The 22,408-nt window shown below is 70.6% G+C and carries 22 protein-coding genes, 1 tRNA gene and 2 pseudogenes; 8 read left to right on the top strand and 17 right to left on the bottom strand.

Annotated features, from left to right (window positions below; all coding sequences use genetic code 11):
• Positions 1 to 89 precede the first annotated feature (89 nt).
• Both AC1DU4_RS15695 and AC1DU4_RS15690 read right to left on the bottom strand, forming a co-directional pair.
• Positions 90 to 2,027, bottom strand: a complete 1,938-nt coding sequence (locus tag AC1DU4_RS15695) for an SEC-C domain-containing protein (protein ID WP_477841319.1) — start codon at positions 2,025 to 2,027, stop codon at positions 90 to 92.
• Positions 2,028 to 2,085: 58 nt separating this feature from the next.
• The gene (locus tag AC1DU4_RS15690) at positions 2,086 to 3,417 is read right to left on the bottom strand and encodes a C40 family peptidase (protein WP_477841317.1); all 1,332 of its coding nucleotides are present in this window, start codon (positions 3,415 to 3,417) and stop codon (positions 2,086 to 2,088) included.
• A 212-nt stretch (positions 3,418 to 3,629) separates the two neighbouring features.
• On the opposite strand from AC1DU4_RS15690, the gene AC1DU4_RS15685 reads away from it, so the two are divergent.
• Both AC1DU4_RS15685 and AC1DU4_RS15680 read left to right on the top strand, forming a co-directional pair.
• Positions 3,630 to 3,932 (top strand): hypothetical protein, encoded by a 303-nt coding sequence (locus AC1DU4_RS15685; RefSeq protein ID WP_477841315.1) that lies wholly within the window; start codon positions 3,630 to 3,632, stop codon positions 3,930 to 3,932.
• Positions 3,929 to 4,717: an FAD:protein FMN transferase gene (locus tag AC1DU4_RS15680; protein ID WP_477841313.1), complete on the top strand. Its 789-nt coding sequence runs from the start codon at positions 3,929 to 3,931 to the stop codon at positions 4,715 to 4,717. Before AC1DU4_RS15685 ends, AC1DU4_RS15680 begins: the two co-directional genes overlap by 4 nt.
• A gap of 4 nt (positions 4,718 to 4,721) precedes the next feature.
• On the opposite strand, the gene ilvA is transcribed toward AC1DU4_RS15680, so the two are convergent.
• The 3 genes from ilvA to AC1DU4_RS15665 form a co-directional block, all read right to left on the bottom strand.
• Positions 4,722 to 5,942, bottom strand: coding sequence for a threonine ammonia-lyase (gene ilvA, locus AC1DU4_RS15675; RefSeq protein ID WP_477841311.1), 1,221 nt, complete (start codon positions 5,940 to 5,942; stop codon positions 4,722 to 4,724).
• Between the two features lie 83 nt (positions 5,943 to 6,025).
• Positions 6,026 to 7,168 (bottom strand): cystathionine gamma-synthase, encoded by a 1,143-nt coding sequence (locus tag AC1DU4_RS15670; protein WP_477841309.1) that lies wholly within the window; start codon positions 7,166 to 7,168, stop codon positions 6,026 to 6,028.
• A 67-nt stretch (positions 7,169 to 7,235) separates the two neighbouring features.
• Positions 7,236 to 8,618 carry a cystathionine beta-synthase gene (locus AC1DU4_RS15665; protein ID WP_072846730.1) on the bottom strand — a complete coding sequence of 461 codons (1,383 nt, stop codon included), beginning with the start codon at positions 8,616 to 8,618 and terminating at the stop codon, positions 7,236 to 7,238.
• A gap of 120 nt (positions 8,619 to 8,738) precedes the next feature.
• Here AC1DU4_RS15665 and AC1DU4_RS15660 point away from each other — a divergent pair, with 120 nt between their 5' ends.
• A complete protein-coding gene (locus AC1DU4_RS15660; RefSeq protein WP_477841307.1) occupies positions 8,739 to 9,797 on the top strand; it encodes an SGNH/GDSL hydrolase family protein in 1,059 nt (352 codons plus the stop codon).
• A gap of 64 nt (positions 9,798 to 9,861) precedes the next feature.
• The gene (locus AC1DU4_RS15655) at positions 9,862 to 11,079 is read left to right on the top strand and encodes an acetyl-CoA C-acetyltransferase (protein ID WP_477841305.1); all 1,218 of its coding nucleotides are present in this window, start codon (positions 9,862 to 9,864) and stop codon (positions 11,077 to 11,079) included.
• Positions 11,080 to 11,170: 91 nt separating this feature from the next.
• Here AC1DU4_RS15655 and AC1DU4_RS15650 read toward each other — a convergent pair whose 3' ends face one another.
• The 6 genes from AC1DU4_RS15650 to AC1DU4_RS15625 all read right to left on the bottom strand — a co-directional run bounded on the left by AC1DU4_RS15650 (position 11,171) and on the right by AC1DU4_RS15625 (position 16,904).
• Positions 11,171 to 12,022, bottom strand: coding sequence for a Bax inhibitor-1/YccA family protein (locus tag AC1DU4_RS15650; protein ID WP_477841303.1), 852 nt, complete (start codon positions 12,020 to 12,022; stop codon positions 11,171 to 11,173).
• A gap of 206 nt (positions 12,023 to 12,228) precedes the next feature.
• A complete protein-coding gene (locus AC1DU4_RS15645; RefSeq protein ID WP_477841301.1) occupies positions 12,229 to 13,365 on the bottom strand; it encodes a class I SAM-dependent methyltransferase in 1,137 nt (378 codons plus the stop codon).
• Between the two features lie 31 nt (positions 13,366 to 13,396).
• On the bottom strand, positions 13,397 to 14,086 hold the full coding sequence (locus AC1DU4_RS15640; RefSeq protein WP_477841299.1) for a nitroreductase: 690 nt from the start codon (positions 14,084 to 14,086) through the stop codon (positions 13,397 to 13,399).
• An 83-nt stretch (positions 14,087 to 14,169) separates the two neighbouring features.
• A complete protein-coding gene (locus AC1DU4_RS15635) occupies positions 14,170 to 14,985 on the bottom strand; it encodes a M23 family metallopeptidase (RefSeq protein ID WP_477841297.1) in 816 nt (271 codons plus the stop codon).
• Positions 14,986 to 15,267: 282 nt separating this feature from the next.
• On the bottom strand, positions 15,268 to 15,978 hold the full coding sequence (locus AC1DU4_RS15630) for a M23 family metallopeptidase (RefSeq protein WP_477841295.1): 711 nt from the start codon (positions 15,976 to 15,978) through the stop codon (positions 15,268 to 15,270).
• A gap of 803 nt (positions 15,979 to 16,781) precedes the next feature.
• Positions 16,782 to 16,904 carry a hypothetical protein gene (locus tag AC1DU4_RS15625; RefSeq protein WP_477841293.1) on the bottom strand — a complete coding sequence of 41 codons (123 nt, stop codon included), beginning with the start codon at positions 16,902 to 16,904 and terminating at the stop codon, positions 16,782 to 16,784.
• Positions 16,905 to 17,144: 240 nt separating this feature from the next.
• On the opposite strand from AC1DU4_RS15625, the gene AC1DU4_RS15620 reads away from it, so the two are divergent.
• Positions 17,145 to 17,513, top strand: coding sequence for a hypothetical protein (locus AC1DU4_RS15620; protein ID WP_477841291.1), 369 nt, complete (start codon positions 17,145 to 17,147; stop codon positions 17,511 to 17,513).
• Positions 17,514 to 17,936: 423 nt separating this feature from the next.
• Positions 17,937 to 18,125 (top strand): hypothetical protein, encoded by a 189-nt coding sequence (locus AC1DU4_RS15615; RefSeq protein ID WP_477841289.1) that lies wholly within the window; start codon positions 17,937 to 17,939, stop codon positions 18,123 to 18,125.
• 213 nt (positions 18,126 to 18,338) lie between these two features.
• Here AC1DU4_RS15615 and AC1DU4_RS15610 read toward each other — a convergent pair whose 3' ends face one another.
• Together AC1DU4_RS15610 and AC1DU4_RS15605 are read right to left on the bottom strand one after the other, a co-directional pair.
• Entirely contained in the window at positions 18,339 to 19,178 is an 840-nt protein-coding gene (locus AC1DU4_RS15610) for an alpha/beta fold hydrolase (protein WP_477841287.1), read from the bottom strand.
• Between the two features lie 67 nt (positions 19,179 to 19,245).
• A pseudogene (locus AC1DU4_RS15605) lies at positions 19,246 to 19,446 on the bottom strand (transposase); the annotation flags it as partial.
• 308 nt (positions 19,447 to 19,754) lie between these two features.
• Between AC1DU4_RS15605 and AC1DU4_RS15600 the strand changes: the two are divergent.
• Together AC1DU4_RS15600 and AC1DU4_RS15595 are read left to right on the top strand one after the other, a co-directional pair.
• The gene (locus AC1DU4_RS15600) at positions 19,755 to 19,904 is read left to right on the top strand and encodes a hypothetical protein (RefSeq protein WP_477841285.1); all 150 of its coding nucleotides are present in this window, start codon (positions 19,755 to 19,757) and stop codon (positions 19,902 to 19,904) included.
• A 21-nt stretch (positions 19,905 to 19,925) separates the two neighbouring features.
• Positions 19,926 to 20,141, top strand: a pseudogene (locus tag AC1DU4_RS15595) (tyrosine-type recombinase/integrase); the annotation flags it as partial.
• A 35-nt stretch (positions 20,142 to 20,176) separates the two neighbouring features.
• On the opposite strand, the gene AC1DU4_RS15590 reads toward AC1DU4_RS15595, so the two are convergent.
• The 4 genes from AC1DU4_RS15590 to AC1DU4_RS15575 all read right to left on the bottom strand — a co-directional run.
• Positions 20,177 to 20,250, bottom strand: a tRNA-Leu gene (locus AC1DU4_RS15590).
• Positions 20,251 to 20,290: 40 nt separating this feature from the next.
• Positions 20,291 to 21,247, bottom strand: coding sequence for a Ppx/GppA phosphatase family protein (locus tag AC1DU4_RS15585; RefSeq protein WP_477841283.1), 957 nt, complete (start codon positions 21,245 to 21,247; stop codon positions 20,291 to 20,293).
• Positions 21,244 to 21,795 (bottom strand): DUF501 domain-containing protein, encoded by a 552-nt coding sequence (locus AC1DU4_RS15580; protein WP_477841281.1) that lies wholly within the window; start codon positions 21,793 to 21,795, stop codon positions 21,244 to 21,246. Before AC1DU4_RS15580 ends, AC1DU4_RS15585 begins: the two co-directional genes overlap by 4 nt.
• Positions 21,792 to 22,408, bottom strand: a 617-nt coding sequence (locus tag AC1DU4_RS15575) for an FtsB family cell division protein (RefSeq protein WP_477841279.1), incomplete at its 5' end; no start/stop codon positions are given. The genes AC1DU4_RS15575 and AC1DU4_RS15580, both read right to left, overlap by 4 nt.

Genomic DNA, 22,408 nt, shown 5'->3' with positions numbered 1-22,408 from the left:
GCCGGCGCCCGGCGCCGTCCCGGTCCCACGGTGGGACCGGGACGCGCGGGGCGGGCGGCGGGACCGGGCGGGGCGGCGGGACCGGGCGGTCAGCTCGACGCGAAGTGCCGGCCCAGGAATTCGACCAGCTGATCCGGCTCCACGTCGTCCGCGGCGAGCAGGTCGAGCAGCTCGTCGCGCGCATCCGGGTCGACGGGTTCCATCCCGCCGAGGGCCCGCATCGACTCCCCGGTGGGCAGCACGCGGGCGCACAGCAGCGCCCCGACGTCGAAGCTGCGGCTGCCCCACTCGTCGGTGACCTCGACCGGGTCACCGCCGCGCAGGTCCTGCAGGGTCAACGACTCGCCGGGCGCCGTCGCCAGCACCTCGTACACCGATCGCGCGGTGCCCAGCCACTGGCGGGCCAGCTCGAGTTCCCCGGCCGGCAGCAGTTCGCCCCGGCGCTCGACGAACAGCTCGAACACGCCGGCCTCGAACAACGTGACGTCGACGGCCAGGCCGCCCTCGAGCGCGCGGGGCAGGGCATCCTCGTCGGACCAGTAGCCGGCCCGGATCTCGGCGAGGCTGTAGAGCAGGTCGAACAGTTCCGGTGTCCGGGCGAAGAGCTGCGCCTTGGTGTACAGCCAGGTCGCGTGGTCGTCGGCCGTCAGCTCCGACCGGCCGAGGTGGCACGACTTGTACTTGCGGCCGGACCCGCACCAGCACCGGTCGTTGCGGCCGAGGCCGGGATGCTCGGCGGCCTGGTACCGCTGCAGCACCTCGTGCAGCGCCTCCGACTCCCCGCCCTCGATGCGCCCGAGCAGCGACTGCGCCCGGGTGGCGTCGCCCGCGTCCGCGGCGAGCAGCGCGAGGTCGAAGATCGCGGGCACCCAGTCCGGGTCCCGGTCCAGTGCGCTCTCGTAGTGCGCCACCGCCGCCGAGACGTCGCCGAGCCGGTCCGCGGCCTTGGCCGCGATCCAGTGCGCCGACGCCTTCGTCCGCCGCGGCGCGTGTTCGAGCAGCGCCACCGCGACGGCGTGCAGGGCCGCGGTCCGGTCGTCCTCGGGCCCCGCCGCGAGGTCGAGCGCGGCGGCCGCGCTCACCGGGTCCGCGAGGCCGGCGTAGGCATCGGGCGACGCGGCCACCCGCTCCAGCGCCAACGCCATCGGGTCCTCGCCGTGCTCGGTCGCCTCGGCGACCTCGCGCACGAGGTAGGCGAAGTCCACCACCGCGCCGGCCTCCTCGGCGTGCAGTTCGTGCTCGCGCGCGATGATCCCGACCCGCGTGGCCCGGTGGAAGGCGTCGAAGTCGAACCCGCGGACCGCGAGGTAGTCGCTCTCCCAGGTGTAGCCGGCGGCCTCGATCAGCTCGGTGAGCGGCGCGACCGGCATGGTGAACAGTGCCGGGTCGTCGGCCATCAGCTGCCACAGGACCGAGTCCGACGGCTCCGCGCTGCCCTCGGCGATGATGTCGCCCAGTCGGTCCGCGAGTTCCGGAGCCTCCTCGGTCCGGTCGACGCGGACCAGACGCAACTCTCCGCCCGCCAGCCCGAGCCCGATCAGGTCGCCGGCGGCGTACCCGTACAACGCGTCGGGCTGCAGCAGCAGCCGTTCCAGCTCCGGGGCGTCCGCGTCGAGTCGTCCCCGCTCCGCGAACACCTCGGCGTCGAAGTCGGGGAAGACCACGCTGAACTCTTCGTCGGCGTCCGGACCGCCCGGCGCGACGAGCGCGGTCAGCGGCGTCAGGTCCGGGACGATGTCGAGGATGCCCGACGCGATCTCCGCCTCGGACATCCGATGGGTGAGCACCCGCCCCTCGAGCGCCGTGTCGAGCGCCGCGTAGCGACCGTCGGTGAGGTAGCCGAGCCCGGGTGCGTCGAGGTAGGCGATGAGTTCGGCCAGCTCGTCGGCCGGCCCGTGCCCCGCCTCGGCCAGCAGGTTCGCCCAGTCCTGCGTGGACTGCGGGCCCCGCTCACGCAACAGCGCCATCGCGGCATCGGCGAAGCCGTCGTCGAAGAGGTCGTCGCGGGCATCGCTCGAATCGGTCACCCGACGATCGTATGCGACCCCATCTGCCCCGCCGAAACGCCGAAGCGCCGCCGCCGCCTCACAGGATGCGGCGGACCTTCATCCCGTCGAACACCGGGCCCACCTTGACCACGTCGCCGGTCTGCGGTGCGTGCACCATCTGCCCGTTGCCCATGTAGATCGCCACGTGTCCGGGCCCGCCCGACTGCCAGTTGCCGAACAGCAGGTCGCCCGGCCGAGCGGCCTCCAACGGGATCTCGACGCCGATGTTCCACTGCGTCTCGGAGGTACGGGGCAGCGTGAGCTTGTCGCCGGTCGCCGCGTACACCGCGTACGAGGTGAGGCCGGAGCAGTCGAAGCCGCCGCCGGACGGGCCGTTGACGTTGCCGCCGCCCCACACGTACGGCAGCCCGATGAACCGCAGCGCGGCCTCGACGACCTTGCTGCCGATGCTGCCGTCGGAGTTGCCGAAGAAGGGCGCGAGGAGCATCGCGAACTGGGCCTCGGTGGCCCGGATCTTCTTCACGTACGGCTTGGTCTGGTTCTCGTAGTCCGGGAGACCCGACGGCATGCCCGCCGACCGGCGTACCGCACCCACGCCGGCGTTGTAGCCCGCGATGGTCAGGTCCAGCGTGTCGCCCTGGACCAGGCCCTGCTTCTTCCAGCCGTCGATCTCGCCGTACATGTCGCACAGCAGGTGGCCGGACGCCATCACGGAGTCCGCGACGCCGAGGATGTCCACCTTGCCGTCGCCGTCCGCGTCCTTGCCGTACTTCGCCCAGGTACCCGGCATGAACTGGCCGGGACCCTTCGCGCCGTCCCGCGAGACCGGCGCGGTGGGACCGAACCGGAAGCCGTTCTCCGCGTTGTACAGGGCGGCGAGGGTCGGTGCCTTGACGCCGTCGCAGATCTGGCCGGCCTTCTGCAGCCAGGGCACGAACACCGCGATGGCCCCGATCGGCGCGAGCGACACCCCGGGGAAGGCCGCGGGCAGCGACGACACCGCACGGGAGAGGTCGCCGGCGAACGGGATGTCCGCCAACGCCGGCGGGGTCTCGTAGCGCGGCGCGGCCACGGCGGGCGCCGGCACGGGCGGCGGTAGCTGCGCCGCGGGCGGGGCGGCCGGTTCGACCGCGGCGGCCGGCGGCTCCGGCGGCAGGTACGGACGCGCCGCGTCCGAGGCCGCGGCGGCCGCGTCCGAGACCGTCTGCCGGGCCTGTCCCTGCACCTGCTCGGGCAGCATCTCGATCGCGTCGTCCAACTGCTTGGACGCGGCGGGCGATGCCGCCTCGACCGATTGAATCACTTGCGCTACTTGGTCTTTGACCGGAAGTGGAATGTCTGCACCCTGTACGAGTCCGCCCAGAGCGGTCGCAACAGCCACGATAACCGCGGCGGGATCAACCGGCATTCGCAACTCCAAACTGCTTCGAGGTCCAATTGCGTACAACGGTAAGACTTGTGACGTCACTGCGGAGCAATTTCGTCACCTTGCCTAACGTTTTGCCCACCATTCGCTGATGTGCTCCCAGTATCGAGACATTTCGGCGCCGTGTTACCTGTTCCGGCAATTGCCAGCCAAAGTTCAGACAGTTCTCAGGAACGAGGCGGAGGCTGGAGTTCGTGAGCGTCACGCCGTCAGCACCACAACCCGTCCCGGGCCGTCCCGTCGACCACCAGAGCGTCGAATCGGCCAACCACCCTCACCGGCCCTCCCGGGTACGACGCGCGATCGCGGCGTCCGGAGTGGTCGGGGCCCTGGGCCTCGGGTCACTCGGTGTCGGTTCGCTGGCCGCCGCGCCCCTCGCCCTCGGCGCCGCAGCCGTCGCCGGGCAGTCGGTCTCCGCGTCCCGGGTCCTCGCGCCGGCCGCTCCGGTGGTCCGCGCCGGCACCGGACGCTTCGACGTCATCTCGGGCGGGTCGTGACCGCCGTCGTGGACAAGGCCACCAAGAGCTGGTCCATGTGGGGCGTGCGGGCGACGGTGGTGGTCGCCGACCCTGCCCTCCTCGATTCCGCATGGCACCTGGTGCGCGGGCACCTCGCCGGCGCCGATGTCGTCGCCAACGGGATCCGCGAGGACTCCGAGCTGGCAGCACTCAACAATGCGGCAGGTCGGCCCGTGCGCGTGAGTGCCGCACTGGCACAACAGGTTCGGCGGGCACTTGAGGCCGCCGAACTCACCGACGGCGCCCTCGACCCCGTCGTCGACGCGCCGCGGCCGCGCGCCTGGCGGTCGGTCGTGGTGCACGACGGCCAGGTCACCCTGCCGGCCGGCATCGCCCTCGACCTGACCGCGACATCACGCCCGGTCACCGCGGACCGCTGCGCGGAGGAGGTCGCGACCCTGCTCGGCTGCGGCGTCCTGGTCGGTCTCGGCGGCGACGTGTCGACCGCCGGACCGCAACCGGACCCCGGCTGGCAGATCAAGGTCGAGGACCTGCCCGGAGACCCGTCCTGCCAGGTGTCGATCCCGTCCGGGTACGGCCTGGCCACCGCGAGCACCGTCTCCCCGTTGCACCCGCACCCCGACGAACCGCCCCGCTGGCGGACCGTCACGGTGGTCGCCGAGTCCGCGTTCCGCGCGGCGGCGGCCGGCAAGGCCGCGGTGCGGATGGGCGACGGCGCGACCACCTGGCTCCGGCAACTGCAGTTGCCCGCGCGCCTGGTGGACCGGGACCGCCACGTCACCCGCCTCGGCGGCTGGCCGTGACCTCTCAGTCCTGGACCCGCACCTCGTAGCCCGCGGCATCGAGCGCGGCCAGCACCTGGGCGCGGTGGTCGGGGCCGCGGGTCTCCACGGTGAGCAGCACCTCCACCTCGTCGAGGTCCAGCGCGGCGCCGGTGCGCGAGTGCCACACGTCGACGACGCTCGCACCGGACGCGCCGACCTTCTCCAACAGCGCGGCCAGTCCGCCGGGCCGGTCCGGGATCCGTACCCGCACAGCGAGGTACCGCCCGGCCGCGCCGAGGCCATGGGTGAGCACATGCGTCAACAGCAGCGGGTCGATGTTGCCGCCGGAGAGCACCGCGCACACCGGACCGTCCGCCGCGAGCAGCCCGGACTGCCCGGTGAGCAGCGCCGCCACCGCGGCGGCACCGGCCGGTTCGACGACCAGCTTGGCCCGTTCCATGCACAGCAGCAGCGCCCGCGAGAGCGCGTCCTCACCGACCGTCACCACCTCGTCGACGAGCGCCGCGACGTGCGCGAACGGCACCGCCCCCGGCAGGCCCACCGCGATACCGTCGGCGACGGTCGACAACGACTGCGCGGCAAGGGGTCTGCCCGCCGCCAGCGAACCCGGCCAGGACGCCGCCTGCGCCGCCTGCACGCCGACGACCCGAATCTCCGGACGGACGGCCTTCACCGCGGCCGCGATGCCGGCGAGCAGTCCCCCGCCGCCGGTCGGCACCAGGATCGTGCCGACGTCGGGCACCTGGTCGAGGATCTCCACACCGACCGTGGCCTGGCCGGCCACCACGTCGGGGTGGTCGAAGGGGTGGATGAGGATCGCGCCGGTCCGCTCGGCGTGGTCGCGGGCCGCCACCAGCGCCTCGTCGACGGTCGCGCCCCGCAGGTGCACCGTCGCGCCGTAGGCCCGGGTCGCGACGAGCTTCGGCAGCGACGCCCCGACCGGCATGAACACGGTCGCCTCGACCCCCAGCAGGCCCGCCGCCCAGGCCACCCCCTGCGCATGGTTGCCGGCGCTGGCCGCCACCACCCCGCGGGCCCGTTGCGCCGGGCTCAGGTTGGCCATCCGGCAGTAGGCGCCACGGGGCTTGAACGATCCTGTGTGCTGCAGGTTCTCGCACTTGAGCAGGACCTCGTGACCCGCCCGCTCGGACAGCGCCCTGGACCGCAGCATCGGGGTCCGTCGCACCACCGGCCGCAGCAGCTCCGCCGCCTCCGCGATCTGCTCCCGCGTCACCAGCTCCATCACGCCACCCTAGGGCGGCGGCGCCGCTCGTGCGCGGTCAACGGGCCTGTGGACCCGTAAAACCGCGCACGAGCGCTGAGCCGCTAGCGAAGCGCCTGTTCCACGTCCGCGAGCAGGTCCGCGGCGTCCTCGATGCCGACGGACAGGCGCACCAGGTCGTCCGGCACCTCCAGGGCCGAACCGGCGGTCGACGCGTGCGTCATCGCGCCGGGGTGCTCGATCAGCGACTCGACGCCGCCGAGAGATTCGGCGAGCGTGAAGATCTCGGTGCGCGAGCAGAAGTCGAGCGCCGCCTGCTTGCCCCCGGCGAGCCGGACCGAGATCATGCCGCCGAACCGGCGCATCTGCTTGTCGGCGACCTTGTGGCCGGGGTGCGACTCGAGGCCTGGGTAGATGACCTGGGAGACGGCTGCGTGCCCGGCGAGCAGCTCGACCACCCGCTCGGCGTTGTCGCAGTGCCGGTCCATCCGCAGCGCGAGGGTCTTGATGCCGCGCATGGTCAGGAACGCGTCGAACGGTCCGGGCACCGCGCCCGCGCCGTTCTGCAGGAAGGCGAACTTGGTGTCGAGTTCCTCGTCGTCGGTGACGAGCGCGCCGCCCACCACGTCGGAGTGCCCGCCGATGTACTTGGTGGTCGAGTGCAGCGCGATGTCCGCACCCAGGCTCAACGGCTGCTGCAGGTACGGGGACGCAAAGGTGTTGTCCACCACCAGCTTCGCACCGCCCTCGTGCGCGACCGCGGCGATGGCCTCGATGTCGCCGATGTTGAGGAGCGGGTTGGTCGGGGTCTCGACCCACACCAGCTTGGTATTCGGCCGGATCGCCGCGCGGACCGCGTCGACGTCGGACACCGCGGCGGGGGTGTACTCGATCCCCCACTCGGTGAACACCTTGTCGATCAGCCGGAAGGTTCCGCCGTACGCGTCGTTCGGGATCACCAGGTGGTCGCCCGGCCGCAGCACCGACCGCAGCAGGCAGTCGGTGGCGGCCATGCCGGAGGCGAACGCGCGGCCGTAGGTGCCGGACTCGAGCGCCGCCAGGTTGGCCTCGAGCGGGCGCCGGGTCGGGTTGCCGGTGCGCGCGTACTCGAACCCGTTGCGCATGCCGCCGACGCCGTCCTGGGCGAAGGTGGAACTCGCGTAGATCGGCACGTTCACCGCACCGGTCTGCGGGTCCGGCTCGTAGCCGGCGTGGATGGCCTTTGTGGAGAATCCCTGCTCGCTCATGCCGACCAGCCTAGCCAGCGGGCCGAGGGACCGGGCGACCAGAAGGGCCGCCCGGTCCGACGGAGGCTTACGACCCCGCGCTGAGGAACCCGAGCAGGTCGTGTCGGGTGATGACGCCGACCGGCTTGCCGTCCTCGACCACCATCAATGCGTCGGTGTCGCCGAGCGCCTTGGTCGCCGCGGTGACCGGCTCGCCGGCCCCGATCAGCGGGAACGGCGCGCTCATGTGCTTCTCGACGGAGTCGGCGAGCTGCGCGCGGCCCTCGAAGACCGCGGAGAGCAGGTCGCGCTCGCTGACGCTGCCCGCCACCTCGCCGGCCATCACGGGCGGTTCCGCGCCGACCACCGGCATCTGCGAGACGCCGTACTCGCGGAGGATCTCGATCGCGTCGCGCAGGGTCTCCGACGGGTGCGTGTGCACCAGGTCCGGCAGCTCGCCGGACTTGGCGCGCAGCACGTCCCCGACGGTGGGCTCGTCGACGGTGCCGTCGAGCCGGCTGCGCAGGAAGCCGTACGAGGACATCCACTTGTCGTTGAAGATCTTCGACAGGTAGCCGCGGCCGCCGTCGGGCAGCAGCACCACGATCACCGCGTCGGGCTCGCGCTCGGCGACGCGCAGCGCGGCCACCACGGCCATGCCGCAGGAGCCGCCGACCAGCAGGCCCTCCTCGCGGGCCAGGCGGCGGGTCATGTCGAACGAGTCGGCGTCGGAGACCGCGATGATCTCGTCCGGGATCGACGGGTCGTAGGCGGACGGCCAGAAGTCCTCGCCGACGCCCTCGACCAGGTACGGCCGGCCGGTGCCGCCGGAGTAGACCGAACCCTCGGGATCGGCGCCGATGACCTTGACCTTGCCGCCGGAGACCTCCTTGAGGTAGCGGCCGGTGCCGGTGATGGTGCCGCCGGTGCCGACGCCGGCGACGAAGTGCGTCACCTTGCCCTCGGTGTCCCGCCAGATCTCGGGTCCGGTGGTCTCGTAGTGGCTCGCGGGCCCGCCCGGGTTGGAGTACTGGTTGGGCTTCCAGCCGCCGGGCAGCTCGCGCGCCAGGCGGTCGGAGACGTTGTAGTAGCTGTCCGGGTGTTCCGGGGCGACCGCGGTCGGGCACACCACGACCTCGGCGCCGTACGCCTTGAGGACGTTGCGCTTGTCCTCGCTGACCTTGTCCGGGCAGACGAAGACACACTTGTAACCGCGCTGCTGCGCCACCAGCGCCAGCCCGATCCCGGTGTTGCCCGACGTCGGCTCGACGATGGTGCCGCCGGGCTTGAGCTCGCCCGATGCCTCGGCGGCGTCGATCATCTTGACCGCGATCCGGTCCTTGGAACTGCCGCCCGGGTTGAGGTACTCGATCTTGGCCGCCACCAGTCCCGAACCGGGGCCGACCACCGAATTCAGCTTGACCAGCGGAGTGTTTCCGATGAGGTCCACGACATGATCCGCGATGCGCATGGGTCCATGCTCCCAGAGCGCGCCGTATCGGCAACACCTGGTCCGCAGAACGACGCGGACGACACTTTCGCACTAGGTTTGTCGCCAGGCGGCCCACCCGGCGACGGAAGGTGTCTTGCGGTGCCCAGCAGCGGATGGAAGACGGCAACGAAGGCGGGCGCGGCGACGGCCGTCGCGGGGTCTTCGGCGGGCGCCGCCTCGTGGGCGCTGTACCGCTACCTCAACGGTCAGGCCTCCGCCGCGCGCGGTGTGATCGGCCGTAACGTCGCCAAGCCGCCCGAGGCCGACGGCATCTACACCGCCGGGTGCGCGGCGCCGCAGCGGTGGTGGCCGGGCGTCCCCTTCGACCTGCACCTGATGATCTTCGGCGACTCCACCGCCGCCGGGGTGGGGTGCGCCGGCGCCGAGGAGGTGCCTGGGGTGCGGCTGGCCCGGGGCCTCGCCGACGAGACGGGCAAGCGGGTGCGGCTGAGCACCAAGGCCATCGGCGGCGCCACCTCGAAGGGGCTCTGCGGCCAGATCGACGCGATGTTCGTCGCCGGACCGCCACCGGACGCCGCCGTGATCCTGATCGGCGCCAACGACGTGACCGCGAAGAACGCCGTGCACGCCTCCGCCCGCCGGCTCGGCGACGCGACGGCTCGGCTGCGCCGGGCGGGCAGCGTGGTCGTGGTCGGCACGTGCCCCGACCTGGGCGTGGTCACCGCGATCCCGCAGCCGCTGCGCACCGTCGTCCGGGAGTGGGGGCATCGGCTGGCGCGGGCGCAGGCGACGGCGGTGCTCACCAACGGCGGGCACCCAGTGCCCCTCGCGGACCTGCTGGCACCGGAGTTCCTCGCCGCCCCCGACGACATGTTCTCGGCGGACCGCTTCCACCCGTCGGCCGCGGGATACGACCTGGCCGCCCGGCAACTGCTGCCCGTGCTGGCGGCGGCTCTCGGTGAATGGGACGGCGGCCCGTTGCCGGACCTGCCCGCGGTGTCCGAGGCCGCCGAGTCACGTCGGCTGGCATCGCGAATCACCCAGGCCGCCAACCGTTTCCTGTGGCGACGCGACGACGCCCGACGCGACCGGCAGGGCGTCGACGGGGCCGTCGAGGTGGCACCGGAACCGACGTCCGGGGTACTGAAAATCGTCGATGACCGACGGCGTCGCCAGCGCGCGGAAAGCGCCACGTAACGTCTGGGTCAAATCCACCGTGTGTGGCACCCACCACGCACACCGATTACTGCAAGGAGTTCTCATGCCTGAGGCCGTCATTGTCTCCGCTGTACGTTCGCCCATCGGCCGCGCCGGCAAGGGTTCGCTCAAGGACATCCGTCCCGACGACCTGGCCGCCCAGATGGTCGCCGCAGCGCTCGCGAAGATCCCCGAGCTGGATCCCACCGAGATCGACGACCTGATGATGGGCTGTGGCCAGCCCGGCGGCCAGTCCGGCTACAACATCGCCAAGGTCGTCGCGACCACGCTCGGCTACGACTTCCTGCCCGGCGTCACCGTCAACCGCTACTGCTCCTCCTCGCTGCAGACCACCCGGATGGCCATGCACGCCATCCGCGCGGGCGAGGGCGACGTGTTCATCTCCGCGGGCGTCGAGTCCGTCTCGTCCTTCTCCACCGGCACCGCCGACGGCTGGCCGAACACCAAGAACGCCCTGTACGCCGAGGCGCAGGCCCGCACCGAGCTGGGCGCCCAGGGCGGCATCGCCTGGTCCGACCCGCGCGAGGCCGGCCTGATCCCGGACGTCTACATCGGCATGGGCCAGACCGCCGAGAACGTCGCCTCGCTGACCGGCATCAGCCGTGAGGACCAGGACCGCTGGGGCGTCCGCAGCCAGAACCGCGCGGAGGAGGCCATCAACCGCGGCTTCTTCGCCAAGGAGATCACCCCGGTCACCCTCGCCGACGGCACCGTCGTCTCCACCGACGACGGCCCGCGCGCCGGCACCAGCTACGACAAGATCAGCCAGCTCAAGCCGGTCTTCCGTCCCGACGGCTCCGTCACCGCCGGCAACGCCTGCCCGCTCAACGACGGTGCCGCCGCGCTCGTCATCATGAGCGACACCAAGGCGAAGGCCCTCGGCCTGACCCCGCTCGCGCGCGTCGTCGCCACCGCCGCGACCGGCCTGTCCCCCGAGATCATGGGCCTGGGCCCGATCGAGGCCGTCAAGAAGGCCCTCGGCTACGCGAAGATGACCACCTCGGACATCGACCTGTACGAGATCAACGAGGCGTTCGCGGTGCAGGTGCTCGGCTCCGCCCGCGCGCTCGACCTCGACGAGGACAAGATCAACGTCTCCGGTGGCGCGATCGCCCTGGGCCACCCGTTCGGCATGACCGGAGCCCGCATCACCAACACGCTGATCAACAACCTGCGTGAGCAGGACAAGACCTTCGGCGTCGAGACCATGTGCGTCGGCGGCGGCCAGGGCATGGCGATGGTGCTCGAGCGCCTCAGCTAGTCCTTCTGCACCACCGCGAACGGGCGGTTACCTGGGAGGCCTCTCGGCCGTCGTCCCGGTAACCGCCCGTTCGGGGGTTGAGCGCGTGCGACTAGTCGCTGTTGAAGTAGCTCAGCAGGCGCAGGATCTCGACGTACAGCCAGACCAGGGTGACGGTCAGGCCGAACGCGACGCCCCAGGCCGCCTTCTCCGGCGCCTGGGCGCGGATCAGCTGGTCGGCGGCGTCGAAGTCCAGCAGGAAGCTGAACGCGGCGAGGCCGATGCAGACGAGGCTGAAGATGATCGCCACGGCGCCACCGTCGCGCAGGCCGAGGCCGCCCGGGGTGAAGAAGCTGGCGACGATGTTGCCGAGCGCCAGGACCAGCACGCCGATCATGCCGCCGATGAGCATCCGGGTGAACCGCGGCGTGACGCGGATGGCGCCGGTCTTGTAGACCACCAGCATGCCGAAGAACACGCCGAAGGTGCCGAGCACGGCCTGCGCGATGAGCGTTCCGCCGCCCGCACCCTGGAAGGTGATGTCGGTGAACATGAACGAGAGCGCGCCGAGGAAGAAGCCCTCCGCGACCGCGTAGGCGAGGACGATCGCCGGGTTGTCCATCTTCCGGCCGAAGGTGGCCACCAGGACCAGCACCAGGCCGATCAGGCCGCCGCCGACCACGAACGGCGTCGCGAGGTTCACGTCGTTGTTGACCAGGAAGTACGAGATGATCGCCGAGATGGACAGCACACCGAGCGTGATGCCGGTCTTGGTGACCACGTCGTCGATGGTCATGGCCCGCTGCGCCGGACCGGTGGTGTAGGGCTCGGCCTGCGTGTACTGCGGCTGGCCGAACTGCTGGCTCATCTGCCCGGCGCCCGCCGTGGCAGAACCGAACGAGGCGTATCCGCCGCCCTCCTGTTTGGGGAGGTTGCGGAACACCGGGTTGCTGGAGGTGCGCACCGTGCGTGTCCCTTCTTCTTCTGGCTCGCTGTGAGCCGGGTCGGGCCGCTGTGGCCCGACCGCTCCGGGAAAATCCCGKTTGGGTGGATCTGTTGCTGGTAAAACGACTGGCCCCGCCGGTTGGTTCCCGCGCCTGGGTCGGCGGCGAATTTGCTCGGACGGACAATTCGGACTCTACCGTCCGCACCGTCAGCGCGTGTGGTCCGCTACGCGTCGCGGACCGAGCGGGTGACTGTGAACTTGGCGTTCCGCGCCACCTGCTCGGTCGACCCGACGAACGAGCGCAGCGGTCCCCGGTAGCCCAGGTGCGAGTTGTAGACGGTCCACAGTTCCCCGCCCGGGCGCAGCACCCGGCCCGCGGCCCGGAACATCGCGAGGGCCCCGCCGGTGTGCACGGCGGCGCCGACGTGGAAGGGCGGGTTGCACACCACCAGGTCTACCGAGGCGTCCGCGAGGGTGGACATGGCGTCGTCGCGCAGGGCTGTCACCCGGCCCTCGACGCCGTTCGCGCGGGCCGTGGCGGCCGCCGAGGCGACGGCGGCGGCGGACTGGTCGGTGGCGATCACCGTCAGCTCCGGTCGCGCCGTCGCCAGGGAGACGGCGAGGATCCCGGTCCCGCACCCGAGGTCGACCGCGGTGGCGGCGTCGGGGCTCATCCGCGGCAGCTGGTCGAGCAGGAACCGGGTGCCGATGTCGAGTTTGGTGCCGGCGAAGGCGGCGCCGTGCGCGACCACCTCGAGGCCGAGCTCGTCGAGCCGTTCGCGCCGCGGGTAGCCGGGGGTCGACGCCGCCGGGAGGGCGCCGCGGGCCACGAGCACCCGCGCCTTCTGCCGGCCGAGGGTGGCGTGGACGTCCGCGAAGCTGCGCGCGAGCACCTCGTTCATCGCGACCGACAGGTGCTTGACGCGACCGCCGCCGTAGACCACCACGTCCGGGTCGGCGTGGCGGGCAACGGTTTCCGCGATCTCCTCGAGCTCGGCGAGACTGCGGGGCAGTTGCAGCAGCACCACCTTCGCACCGGCGAGCAGCTCCGCGTCGAGCCCGCAGGACCGGTAGCTGCCGGCCAGCCCGGCGCACTCCGCGTTCGCGGCGAGCGCCTGCTCCCCGGTCAGCGGGTCCTGGTGCACGCGGGGCGAGCGCACCCCGAAGCCGGCGACCGCGCCGAGGGTCAGCGCGCCGTACCGGTCGCCGATCACCGCGACCGTCCCCGGCTGCGCCGCGAGCAGCGCGTCGCCCGCCTCGTCGAGGATCAGGCGGTCCGCACCGTCCACGGCGAACAGGTTCGGCGCCTCGACGTCGGGGAACCTACGCAGCTGGGACAGGAGATCTTCGGGGACCGGCACGCGTATCAGTGTTTCAGGTGGCCGGCCGGGCCTACTCGGACACCCAGGTCGCGGCCGCGTCGACGGCGGCGCGGGTGGTGCGGAAGTTGTTCGCCGGGTGGTCGAGGTCTGGGTAGCCGAACGAGATCGCGCACACCACGAGCCGGTCGTCGGGCAGCGCGAAGAACTCCCGCAGGTACTTCGAACTGCCGGCGAGGGCGGCCTGCGGGATGGTCGCGACGCCGAGGCTCTGCGCGGCCAGCAGGAAGGTGTTGACGTAGAGGCCGCAGTCGACGGCGCCGTAGGTGCCCAGCGCCTCGTCGGTGGTGATCACCGCGACGTGCGGGGCGCCGAACAGCTCGAAGTTCTTCATCGTCTGCTCGGCCGACGCGGCCCGGTCGCCCGCGACGCCGACGCTCGAGTACAGCGCCATCGCGCACTCGCGTCGGCGTTCCTGGTAGACGCCGCGGTACTCGCGGGGGAAGGCCAGGTCCGGCTCCTGCGGCGCGGACCGCACGTACGCGGCCAGTCCGTCACGGAAGCGCTCGGTGGCCGCGCCCTCCGTGACGGCGACCTGCCACGGCTGGGTGTTGCACCAGGACGGGGTGCGCTGGGCGAGCGCGAGGATCTGCTCGATTACCTCGTGCGGCACGGGCTCCGACGTGAAGGATCGGCAGCTGTAACGGTCGGCGAGGAGCGTCGACAGCGTCTGCTCCTGGTTGGACACGATCGTATCGGTCACGCGGCAACTCCTCGGGTGGTCGGGACCGGCTCGCAGCCGGTCCTCATCGCACCTTATGGAATTGATTCCAGTCTGACCAGGGGTCAGGCGTTGCGGCCGAGCCAGGTGACGGAGACGCCGCGGTCACGCAGCCACTTCCCCGGGTCCACCTTGTTGCCGCTCTGGTCCCACACCTCGAAGTGCAGGTGCGGCCCGGTCGACTGACCGCGGTTGCCCACGGTCGCGATCTGGTCTCCGGCGCTGACCCGCTGGCCCTCGTAGACCTGGTAGTCGTTGACGTGGCCGTAGACGGTGATGGTGCCGTCGTCGGCCTGCACCCGCACCCACAGCCCGAAGCCGGAGGCGGCGCCGGCGGAGATGACGGTTCCGTCGGTCGCCGCAAGCACCGGGGTGCCGATCGTTGCGGCGATGTCGAGCCCGCCGTGGTGGGCCCCCCACCGGGAGCCGAAGTCGGAGGTCAGGGTCCCCGAGACCGGCTGCACGGTGCGCGCCTTCAGCGGGGTGGCGGTCTTGAGCTGGTCGTTGGCCCACTGCTGAGCGGCCGCGACGCCCCCACCGAGGTCCGGCAGGGCGATCGGGGAACCCATGTCGATGCTCTCGGGCAGCTCGATGCCGGGCAGCTCAACGCCCTCGGGCAGCTCGATGTGGGTCGGGAGGGCGACACCGGCGGGCAGCACACCCGCGGGCAGCGTCGGGAGGGCGATGACGGGGGCGGCGGACGCGGTGGCCGCGCCCAACTGCGCGCCGCCGGCGAGGACGGCGCCGGTGGCGGCGGCCACGGTCGCGGCCTTCACACCCGCACCGTTACGCGGTGCGGCGACGCGGTGGCGTCCGCGGATGGGGCCGGCGTCGATCGTGAACACGTTGGATCGACTGCCTGACCTGCGGTGATCGCCCACGGTAAGTACCTCGTCACATCGGGTTGGGGGCGACCTCGGTTGTGGCCTGTGCCCTTGTCCGCGATCGAAGATAACAAAACGATATCGACCGCGTCCACCGTAACCGAATCTTGATGTTGTAACGCGTTCTCGCCATGACTGGGAGCGCGCCTGCTATGCACGCGGCCATGAAGAGGGCCGTTGCCGTGCCCCGCACGACCTCCACAGCGGACCAGACCTGGAACACGACAGCGGCCGCCCAGCAGGGAACCTGCTGAGCGGCCGCTCGCCTCGCGCCTGGATCTACGACCAGGTCACCGCGACACCACGCTGCGCCAACCACGCATTGGGGTCGACCTGGTTGCCGTTCGGATCCCACACCTCGAAGTGCAGGTGCGGCCCGGTCGACTGACCACGGTTGCCGACGGTCGCGATCTGCTGGCCCGCGACGACCCGCTGGCCGACGTTCACGAGGTACTCGTTGACATGGCCGTAGACGGTGATGGTGCCATCGTCGTGACGCACGCGCACCCACAGCCCGAACCCGGAGGCCGTTCCGGCGTTGATGACCTCACCGTCGGCGGCTGCCAGCACCGGGGTGCCGATGCCGGCTGCGATGTCGACGCCGCCGTGATGCGAGCCCCAGCGTGCGCCGTACCCGGAGGAGAGCTTGCCCGAGACCGGCTGAACGGTGAGCGCCTTGGACGGCACGGCCGACGAGTTGGGCGGCAGGACCGCCTTGAACTGATCGTCGAACCACCGCTGCGCGGCGGCGGCGTCGGGCAGCGGGGCCGGGGCCGGGGCCGGCAGCTGGACACCCGCGGGCAACGGAGGAAGGGCGACCGGCGCGGCGGACGCGGTGGCGATGCCGAACGGCACACCCCCGGCCAGCATGGCGCCGGTGACGGCGGCGATGGCGACACCCTTGGCGCGGCCCAGTCCGCGACGCTGCGGGGCGGACGAACGGGCGGCGAGCGAACTGGAGCGATGGAACGTGCTGCGGAGAGTTCCCACAGTTAACACCTCGTTCTTTGTCGGCTGGGCCCGGTCTCCGACAGGTTGCGGACTCGGGCTTTCGTTGGCGACAAAGTTACGAACGGATCTCAATTCTGTCGATTGTGACCGACTCGTTATCAAAAATTGATCTTGTTTTACGCCGTCAACTGATATAGCGATTCCGCTGGTCAACGCACGTTCGTAGCGACACGCAGGAAAATCTGTGACCTCGGGCACAGTTCGGCCAAATGGGGCGGTCGATCGGGTGGGACCGCGGCGCGATGCCGTGCCGGCACGCCGATGCGCGGGGCTGCGACGACTCGGACTTGTTGGATGACCCTCGAAGGTCCGGTCCAACGGCGGCGCCTCGGGTCGGACCGGAACCGACTGTCCGCCGCCTGCATGACCCGCCGCGATGTGTGGACTACCGGCATGACCAGCGCATTGTGTGCACGCGCATGCGCGCTACCGCTCGCTCGGTTGTGGGCAGAGCGTGGGCACCGAACCCCTTCGGCTGCGTTCGACTACTCCCGGCAGTCGGTGCCCCGGGCCGGATGCGGGCATGAGCGCACCGACCAAGGGCCGGTACCCGAACCCCGACGGTTCTGACTCGTTGCGGTACGGGGACGGCCGGCGGCGGACCGCCGTGCAAGCGACTGGCGAACCGACCGTTCCGGCGCCGATCCTCACAGAGTCATCCCCGGGGCTGACGAATAGGTCCACTCGCTGCCGGCGGACTATTGCGGGGGGCTGTCTTTTGCCCCCTTGGGGACCGCCGGCCATGCCAGCCCGCCCCCAGGACCTGGCGGGTCCACCCCACGTCAGCCCTGGCTGATACCGGATGGTTGCTGGTATTCCGGATGGTGAACCTTCGCCCGCACGAGTACTGCGACACCGATCCCGGCGGCCAGCAATAGCAGCAATTCGAGCACGTTGACGTTCACCGCTTCACCTCATCCTCTGATGGTCACCTGCGCCGCCACCGCTGACGACCTCGTTCTCGTCCCGATCGGACGCCGACCGGCGGTAGCGAACATCGATATGAGAGATCGCGGAGGCCCGCGAACCAGGCCGGATCCGCACTGCCATCGTCACCCACCATGACAGATGCCCGGACACCCCGGGCGAAAACTACCCAGCGGTTGTCCACAGCCGCGCCGTCGCGCTACCTATACGATCGAGCAGTGCCCAGCCTGCCCTTGGCGATGGCCCGATTCAACTACCGGCTCGCACGCCTACCGCTCCAACTGATCGAGGTCGCCGCCGTTGCGTGGCTCCCCGAGGAGTCTGCGCTGCGCCTGGGATACGAGAAGGTCCTCATCGACTGCGATCGTGCGGCGGCCTACCTGCTGAACGACAGGTCTGCCCACGACCGAGCGTGCGCGCTCCGCGAGCAGACCGCCCCAGCTCGTACAACGCGCGCACGACAGCTACGCAGGATCGAGCAGCGCGAACAAGCCGTGGATGCGGCAGCGGCTGAATTGCTGCACGACCATCGTGAGAGGTTTGAGCGCCGCCTGCGGGCACACATCAACCAGAGTCCGCACAGGTGATCGCACTTCAACTGTCCGCCGGTCCCGCTGCGGCGCCGGCGCGGCGTCACGGCGGCGTGCAGGTGACGGCGCCACACTCGCGGCAGACGTGAGTGCGGAGCCCGAGGCGGATCGGCGCTTCCCGGTGGCGCGGCGACCACACCATCCGGCACGCGAGATTCTCGCTGCCTCCGTGTGCGGCTGAGTGGTGCACGATCCTGCCGGAGAGCGTTGTTTCCTGCTGCGTCCGCGCAGTATCTGAAGAATCGCCTTCTTCCGTACGCGCGAGTAACGACTTGCAACATCTAGTGTGAGTTCACGCCAGCATCCCTCGGTGACTGGCGTAGGCCCCGTCGACCACCCCCTGTGTCGACGGGGCCGCCTGGTCCATTCCCGCCAGAACTCCGTCACTGGTGGGCGCACGCAGTCCGGAGGAGGAAGCGCATGAAGATTCCGGTGTGGATTGGCGCACCCCTAGTGCTCGCGTTGGCGACCACTGACGCAGCCCTGGACCTCCAGGTTCGCGTCGTGGGCACGTTGACTCGCGCTGTGATGCGCCAGATGTTCATCGCCATTCCCAGCGAAGCGCCCTCGCCGAGCGGCGAAACAGACGAACTTCTCCGGTCGGCGTAGGAGAGTACATCCGAGGACTGACCTGGCCAGACTGGTCGGGAATTGAACCCGGAGGTGCTGCACGTGATTCCTCGCGGCTGGATGTGGACCTTGCCGATACCCGAGTTGTGGCAACGAGTGCTGTACAACACTTTTGGGTGCGACTTGGGCGACCACTGCCCCTAACGCCAGGCAGCCGATCGAGATGGGCTTCCAGGAATCCCGCCGTGCGATTCAGTTGTGGTGCTTGACGAGGAACTCGACCACTCGGGGAACGACATGTTGTGCATGGGTCATTACTCCGCCATGTCCAGCACCGGGGACAACGCAGAGCTCGGCGCCTTGGATCTGATCCACTGCCGATTGCGCTTGGGTTGGCCCGAGGAGCGGATCGAACTCGAACGCGACGGCCAGGACCGGGACCGCAATCTGCTGGAGTCGATCCATACGCTCTTTGTCGCGGAGCCAGGCATGGGATGCGCGAGCCTGAGCCACCTCGCCGTCGCTCGATGTCCACTGGTCACTCTGGTAGGCGGACATACTCGCCCACTGCTCGACCAGCGGATCTGCCGTTGCCAAAGCTGTTGGTGGCAGTGCGGTAAGCAGGGTTTGCATCGTCATCACCTCAGCAGGCAACATGCCCAGCCGATCTATCAGCGCGGCTTCGCAGTTCACCACGGAATGAAGGAGAGGTGTCGTCGGTCCAGGACCTGCTATGAGAACTCCGGCTGAGAACTGGTTTGGGCATGTCGACAGCAGGTGTTCGATGGTGAAGCTGCCCAGGGAGTAGCCGACCAGCGCTGGCGGCCCATCGAGACCGAGGGTGTCGATGAGGCACCTGAGGTCCTCGCCCAATTCCGCGATGGTGCAGTGAGGTGACGGAGCATCGCTTGGTGCAACGCCGCGAGAGGCGTAGGCGATGACGTCAAAGCCATTGTCGACAAGGGCGGAAGTCAGCCCGGAAACGTCCCACGCGATGGGGGGCATCCCTGTCCCGCCGACCAGAATGACTGGCGGACCTTCTCCACGTCGATCCACCCCGAGCCGGATGCGTCCGGTATCGACTATTTCCATGCTCGGGATTCAATCACCGAACCTCGACGGACATGAGGAATCGACATCCGTTCGCCGGTCTCCGGCGCTACCGGCTACTCAACCGCACGAAACGTTCTGCAGGGCCGTCCCAGTTGAGCGTCTTGCGTGGCCGGCCGTTAAGTTCGGCGGCGATGGCATCGAGGTGCTCACGCGAGCGGGTGGACAGGTCAGTACCCTTCGGAAAGTACTGTCGCAGAAGCCCGTTGGTGTTCTCGTTGAAGCCGCGCTGCCACGGCTTGCCCGGCTCGCCGTTGCGGGCCGTATGGGGAGGCGTGATCGCGTTCATCGCGAAGGACCGGTTCCGGGCAGCGCGGCATGCCCGACCGTCCAGCCGTGTACCTCTCGCGCGCCGACGTCGCCGAGCGGAAGTCCCCTGAGCGGTGCTCACCGCATCTTCACGCAGCATCAACCGGCCGCATGGTGAGCCAGTTCGAACTGGGACGTTTCGCATCGTGCGCCAGAGGCGTTTCGCACGCTGGCTCGCGCAGGCACAGGCGGCGGCCCGATGATAATCATGGATATTCGGTACGGCGATGCCCTGGTATGGATATGGGCATGATGAAGACGATTGCGGCCGCGGCGCTGCTCCTCGTGTGCTCGATCGGCGCAAAGTCCAAGAGACCACGCCTCACGGTCGCCGCCGTCCTGACCGTGGGGATTCTCGTGATCGGCGCCACGAAATACCGGTGGCCCGTCCTGCGTTAGGCCGACCTCGGTCGAAGATGGTCGGGGGCGCCGGCGATCCGCCTGCATGATGCTCGTCACACGTGCGCGAGATTGATGCACCTTCGCGGAGTCCCGATCGCGGTCATCGCGGCGTGGATGGGACACGCTTCAGCGGCGTTCACGCGCTCGACGTACGCCCACTCTCAGGACCCTGCACTCCTCCAGGCCGCGAGTTCCGCGCCCGCTGTGACAGTCCGTGACCACCTCGCACGATGACTTCCGGCTTCGGGCATGAAACGTGCCCTGACCAGTGCCCCCAGTCGGACTCGAACCGACACTTGGCGGATTTTAAGTCCGCTGCCTCTGCCAATTGGGCTATGGGGGCGAGGGTTCCCCGCCCGCAGGCGGGGAACCTGAAGAAATCCTCAGGCCGACGAGGCCAGGACCGACAACGCGATTCCGTCGAGAATGTCGTGCTCGCTGACGATCAGCTCGCCGATGCCCGCGCGGCGGGCGAGCTCCCGGCCGAGGACGTCGGCGACGATCGCACCGCCGCCGATGACGTCGACGCGGCCCGGGTGAATGGTGGCGATCGCGGCGCGCTGCTCGTGCGTCATGTGCAGCAGGCTGTGGTTGACCTCGTGCAGCCGCTCCAGCGACATCCGCGACAGGTGCACCCGCTCCGCGTCGTACTCCGGCAGGTCCAACGACACGGCGGCGAGGGTGGTCATGGTGCCCGCGACACCGACCCAGGTGCGCGCCTGCTCGACGGGCACCCGGTCGAACGCCTCACCGAGCTTCTCGGCCGCGAACGCTTGCGCCGCCTCGACCTGGTCGGCCGTCGGCGGGTCGTCGTGCAGGCAGCGTTCGGTGAGACGGACACAGCCGATGTCGGTGGAGTACGCGGCGTGCACCCCTCCCCCGTCGCCGAGGACCAGCTCGGTGGAACCGCCTCCGAGGTCGACGACCACGAAAGGCCCTGCCGCCGGATCGAGTTCACCGACCGCGCCGGCGAACGACAGCCGTGCCTCCTCGTCGCCGGAGATCACCTCGGCCTCGGCGCCGGGGATCACCGCGCCGAGCACCTCGCGGGTCATCGCGAAGAAGTCCTCGCGGTTCGCGGCGTCCCGGGTGGCCGACGTCGCGACCATCCGCACCGCGCCCGCCCCGGACTCCCGGATCATCCCGGCGTACTCCTCGAGGGCGACGCGGGTGCGCTCGATCGCCTCGGGCGCGAACTGCCCGGTGGCGTCGACGCCCTGGCCCAGCCGGACCACCCGCATCTCGCGGCGCACGTCGTACAACCGGCCCGCGTCGTCCGCGTCGGCGATCAGCAGCCTGATCGAGTTGGTGCCACAGTCGATCGCCGCGACGCGGGTCATTCGCCCTCCGCCGTCGGCGGCTGGTACCTCGGCCAGTCGGCCGGGATCGCGGTCCCGCGCAGCTTGCCCTCCGCCGCCAGCGCCACCGACTCGTCGCCGAGCGGGTTGACACCCGGGCCCTTCGCGAGCGAGTGCGCCATCAGCACGTGCAGGCACTTGACCCGGTCCGGCATGCCGCCGCCGGTGAAATCGGTTCCGAGAGACTCGATCTCGTTGCGCTCGGCCAGGTAGGACTCGTACGCCCGCCGGTACGCCGCGGCCAGTTCCGGGTCCGTCCCGAGGCGCTCGGTCATCTCCCGCATCACCCCGGCGGACTCCTGGCGGCTCGCCTCCGCGGTGAGCCTCGGGTCCGTCAAGTAGTACAGCGTGGGGAACGGCGTGCCGTCGGGCAGCCGCGGCGCGGTCTTCACCACACCGGGGCGGCCGTCCGGGGCGCGGTACGCGATGGCGAGCACGCCGCGCGGGTCGCGGCCCAGCTGCGCGGCGACCGCGTCGAGGTCCTCACGGGGAATCTCGGGGGTGGAATTGTTCTCGGTCGGCTCGGTCACCGGACTGGCCCTCCTTGTTGATCAGGCATGGTCATCGATCCCGCCGGGGCGGGCGCGGGGGCCGGGGGCGCGGGTGGCACCGGCCCGGCCGGGGTCGGCTCGGGCTCGGGCTGCGGCTCGGCGATCGGACGCCACAGGTTGGTGTACCAGGAGCCGTCGTCGTGCTTCGGCTTGTTCACCTTCTCCACCGGCGGCGCGACCGCACCCGGCAGCTGCACCTGGTACGGGGTCTCGCCCGGCATCACGTACTGCAGGCGGTCGCGGGCCTGCGCCTTGATGTGCGCCGGGTCGTCGTTCTGCTGCTTCTCTCGGGTCAGCCGGGCGACGTCGTCCTCCAGCTGGGCCCGCTCGGCGGCCACCTGGTCGGCGTCGGCCCGCTGGGTGAGGTAGGTACGCAGCGGCATCGCCAGGGTCAGCGCGACCGCGCACACCACCACGGCCAGCACCACGGCACGCGCGGTGGACAACCCCAGGAAGGTCCGCTCCGGCGCGGAGCCCTCACCGTGGCGCCGCGAGCCGCGCCGGCGCGCCCCGGGCTTCTCGGTGGGCGAGGCCGCACCGAGGTCCGGCGCCGCGTCGTCGGCGGCGCCGCGGCCCGCCGACGCGGCAGGTC

It is taken from the genome of Rhodococcus sp. P4_F5 (assembly GCF_056401315.1).
This window is presented reverse-complemented; position numbering and strand designations above follow the sequence as displayed.